The sequence below is a fragment of the Atribacter sp. genome, from assembly GCF_035418125.1.
Taxonomy (GTDB): domain Bacteria; phylum Atribacterota; class Atribacteria; order Atribacterales; family Atribacteraceae; genus Atribacter; species Atribacter allofermentans.
In genome coordinates this window covers 1-3,873 of record NZ_DAOLQM010000213.1, presented here as the reverse complement: position 1 = coordinate 3,873, position 3,873 = coordinate 1, and the positions used below count along the sequence as shown (strand labels likewise).

The 3,873-nt window shown below is 39.1% G+C and carries 3 protein-coding genes; 2 read left to right on the top strand and 1 reads right to left on the bottom strand.

The genetic code is table 11. The annotated features are described in order from the left end of the window. Positions 1-909: hypothetical protein (locus PLK24_RS09380; RefSeq protein ID WP_324478499.1), on the bottom strand; the 909-nt coding region annotated here is incomplete at its 3' end. A 273-nt stretch (positions 910-1,182) separates the two neighbouring features. Between PLK24_RS09380 and PLK24_RS09375 the strand changes: the two genes are divergently transcribed. Both PLK24_RS09375 and speB read left to right on the top strand, forming a co-directional pair. Further along, positions 1,183-2,406, top strand: a complete 1,224-nt coding sequence (locus tag PLK24_RS09375) for an AgaS family sugar isomerase (RefSeq protein WP_324478498.1) — start codon at positions 1,183-1,185, stop codon at positions 2,404-2,406. A 100-nt stretch (positions 2,407-2,506) separates the two neighbouring features. Further along, positions 2,507-3,448: an agmatinase gene (speB, locus tag PLK24_RS09370; RefSeq protein WP_324478496.1), complete on the top strand. Its 942-nt coding sequence runs from the start codon at positions 2,507-2,509 to the stop codon at positions 3,446-3,448. Positions 3,449-3,873: the final 425 nt, after the last annotated feature.

The following is a 3,873-nucleotide window of genomic DNA, read 5'->3' as shown; positions in this document are numbered from 1 at the left end:
GAGATCCTCACGCGGGAAAGCACCGCTCAGGATGACGCTGGTGGTGTCAGATGAGTTCCTCACGCCCTCACTTTTTTTATTTTTTTCCTGAACTGTTAAAGAATGATTTTCTAAATCTTCAATATGTCGATCTAAGTCAGATTGATCAAATTGAAGATCACTTTTTATCCAGGTGATAATGCTTTCTATTGATGCTTTCTTAAGTTGAGTCAGTTCTAATTCCAGTTCTATGTTGTTCAGTTGAGCTTTTTGATAGTTGTAGTTAGCTTGCGAAAGTTGTTCATTTATGAGGGCGATTTCAAGCGACCAGCTTAAATTCGGTTGAGGGGTAGTGGATGTAGCCCCAGAGGCTTGAGCTGAATCACGAAGATTTCTGATGACTTTTTGGCTTTCTTCCAAACGACTTTTTGCTTGAATAAGGTTACTGCTGGCAATATTTTTTAAAAAATTGACTGATTCTATTTGTTGCTGGATATCATTTATCTGGTCAAGATATTGATCATAAATGCTTAAATTAAAAGGAGGTTTCTGTGATATTCCCAAAGACGGGTCAACAATTTTTTTTTCTTTCATAGTTTGAATTTCAAGAAGAAGAGTTTTATTTTTTTCCAAGGTGGTTTTGTGCTGCTGATAAGTGATTTGGAGGTCTCTTAATTTATTGGTTCTAGACCGGAGCTCTGCTAAGGTTATACCGTATTTTTGAGCATTTTCGGTTTGCTCAGAACCGACTGTAAGATTGATCTGAGAAATTACATCATCTATCTTCTTTTGAAGGCTTTCAATGGTTTCTTCTTGAATTGTCTCAATGGTTGGATTAGGAGTAATAAAAATTTGCGTTCCATTCGCATCATTCACTTTGAAAAAGAAAGATAAATATATTATTAATAATAAGAGAAGGAACTTTTTCATCGATATCTAATCCATTCCTCTTCTAAGGTGGATTTTGTTTTGTTATTGTACCTTTGAACCATTGATTCCAAAAGTTTTTTATATAAATCTAATAGAATAAAAGTATCAATGAAATCAATATTTTCCTTGTTGATAAAGATAGATATTTTTCAAAACCGGTAGTGGGCTATTCTCCAAGATAAAAAACTTCTTATAGGAATTATGATTGGCATCGTTTACAATGAATGAATGAAATTAATAGAAAAAACTTAGTGAAAAGGAGACAAAATACAGATGAACCCTTTATCCGCATTCATTTCCCTCGATGACACCCAAAAAGAAGCTCTGGGTATTCAGTACACACCCCAGGAGATTCATGATCAGGTTGATCTCTGGACATCGAGTGTGGAAAGAGTCTTTCAATACCGTCAAAGGTTAATTGAGCTTTTTGAGTCTCTATCTGGAAAGAAGAAGAGTGTTATTTATTTAGCCGGTGCCGGTACGTCAGAGTTTGTCGGATATTGTTTGCAGGGGATATTTCGTCAAAGTTTTCCAGTTCCGGTTCAAGTGGTTTCAACCGGGAAGCTAGTCACACATCCTTTCGAGTACTTTGCCCATACCAATCCGCTGATGATCTCCTTTGCCCGTTCCGGGGACAGTCCGGAAAGTTGGGGTGCCTATGAGATCGCCAGTCAATTCTCCGATTCCATTTGCCACCTGGTGATTACCTGCAATAAAGAGGGTGGTTTAGCCCGAAGAGCGCGGCACGATCCCAACAGTCTGGTCATCGATCTTGATGAGAAAACCAATGACCGCGGATTAGCCATGACGGCATCTTTCAGTAATATGGTGATTGCCGGTCAAGCTTGTTCCCAAATTTATTCCCCTGATGAGTATACCCAAAAGCTTCCCCAACTGGTGGTTGCTGGAAGAAAGGTGCTTGCAATGGCACCGGAAGTGGTTAAGAAAATCGCTGAAAGTGATTTCCAAAGAGCGATCTTTTTGGGAAGTGGCAGTCACTTTGGAACAGCTATTGAATCCCACCTCAAGCTCCAGGAGCTCACTAGTGGACAGATCATGTGTGGGTACAATACCTTCCTTGATGTACGCCACGGACCAAAAGCGGTCATCGATAAACACACGCTGGTCGTCGCTTTTCTTGCTTCTGATCCCTACGTTCGCCGTTATGAAGCGGAACTCTTGAAGGAAATCCGACAGCAGGAGTTGGGAAAAATGACCATTCTCGTCGGAGAGGGACTGGATGATGAAATCAGTCGCTATGGAGATGAAATGATTGATATCAAGAGTGATTCCCAAGCAGCTCTTCCCGACTCTCTTACTCCACCAGTCTATGTCATGATTGGGCAATTGTTGGGTTTATTTAAATCTCTTCACCTCGGTTTTAAACCCGATTCACCGAGCAAGACCGGAGTTATTCATCGAGTGGTTCAAGGAGTGAAGGTTTACGATCCAAAAATATTTAAAGAAAAAGGGATATTTCAAGAAATCAAAGGATGAGCGTAAGTCAAAAAAAGAAAGGATTGGTACTTAAAGATTTAAAAATCATAAAAGTTCATTTTTAGAAAAAGATGAGTTAAAAATACGAGAAGGTGCTGTTATGGACTTCGAGAAAATTGATAGAAGCCATTTTTCCTATAGTGATGTACCAACTTTTTTTAAATTTCCTCACTCAAAAGAGCTGCATAACGTAGATGTTGCCATGGTAGGAGTACCTTTGGATCAAGCTACTACCAATCGAGCAGGAACTCGTTTTGGTCCTCGTTCGATTCGTTTAGCATCACAGATGTATGGGGCTGAATTTTATGATGGGGAAGGGATTTTTGATGTCGAATTGGGACGATTCATCCTCAAGGAAATGAGAGCTATCGATTACGGTGATATGCCAATATTTCCTACCATGACCGAATTAAATGTTCAATCAATTGAGAAAATAACCAAAAAGATAATTGAAGCAAATGTTTTTCCGGTAATTTTTGGGGGCGATCATTCCATTAGTTATCCAATTGTCAAAGCATTTTCGAATGAAAAATTGGATATCATTCAATTGGATACCCATCTTGATTTTGCCAATGATAGCGGTGGGTTAGGGATGATCTATTCCCATGGTAGTCCAATCAAGAGAATTTCAGAATTAGGGAATATTGGTCAAATTACCCAGATCGGTATTCGAGGTTTGCTCAATGATAAAAATACTTTCTTGGAAGCAAAAAAATTCGGCACAAAAATCATCACTGCTCAACAGGTTTTTGAAAAAGGTTTGAATTGGGTCATTGGAGAAATTCCCCAATCAAAAAATATGTACGTCACTATCGATATCGATGTATTTGACCCTTCAATTGCACCCGGCACCGGAACGCCCGAACCGGGGGGATTGAGTTATTTCCAGGTAAAGCAGCTTCTTACAGCTTTACCAACCAAAGGTCGAATCCTTGGCTTTGATCTGGTTGAAGTCAATCCATTATATGATTCTGGAGAAATAACGTCTCAGTTAGCAGCTCGAATTACCTTAGATTTCTTAGGAGCAATAATGGATCAATAATGATCCATTATTGCTCTATTCCACGGATGAAGTATTTCCTTTCCATAGTCATCCAGGCTACTTTGTGGCACTTGTTGAAGATTGAATTAGTTGTTCCCTCGCCCCCTCATTCTTTAAAGCCGTGAGGATCTCATCTTTTATTTAAATTTTTTAAGAATAAACATTATAAGACCTAAAGGCACCCTCCCCGCCAGAAGACGGCACCCCTCCAAGGAGGGGAATTGTTAAATTCATTCCCCCATTGAGGAGGGATTCAGGGGGGTGTGCCTTTCAACTTTTTATTGAATCACTTTTTCACTTATTCTAGTGTTTTCAGGATAGATCTATATTCTTTTATTGCCTTCTTGTAACAGCTTATTCTTTGATTAAAACTAATTCTTCAGTTGGATTTTTTAGGGTAGTGCCTTGGATGAACTCAAGAAAAA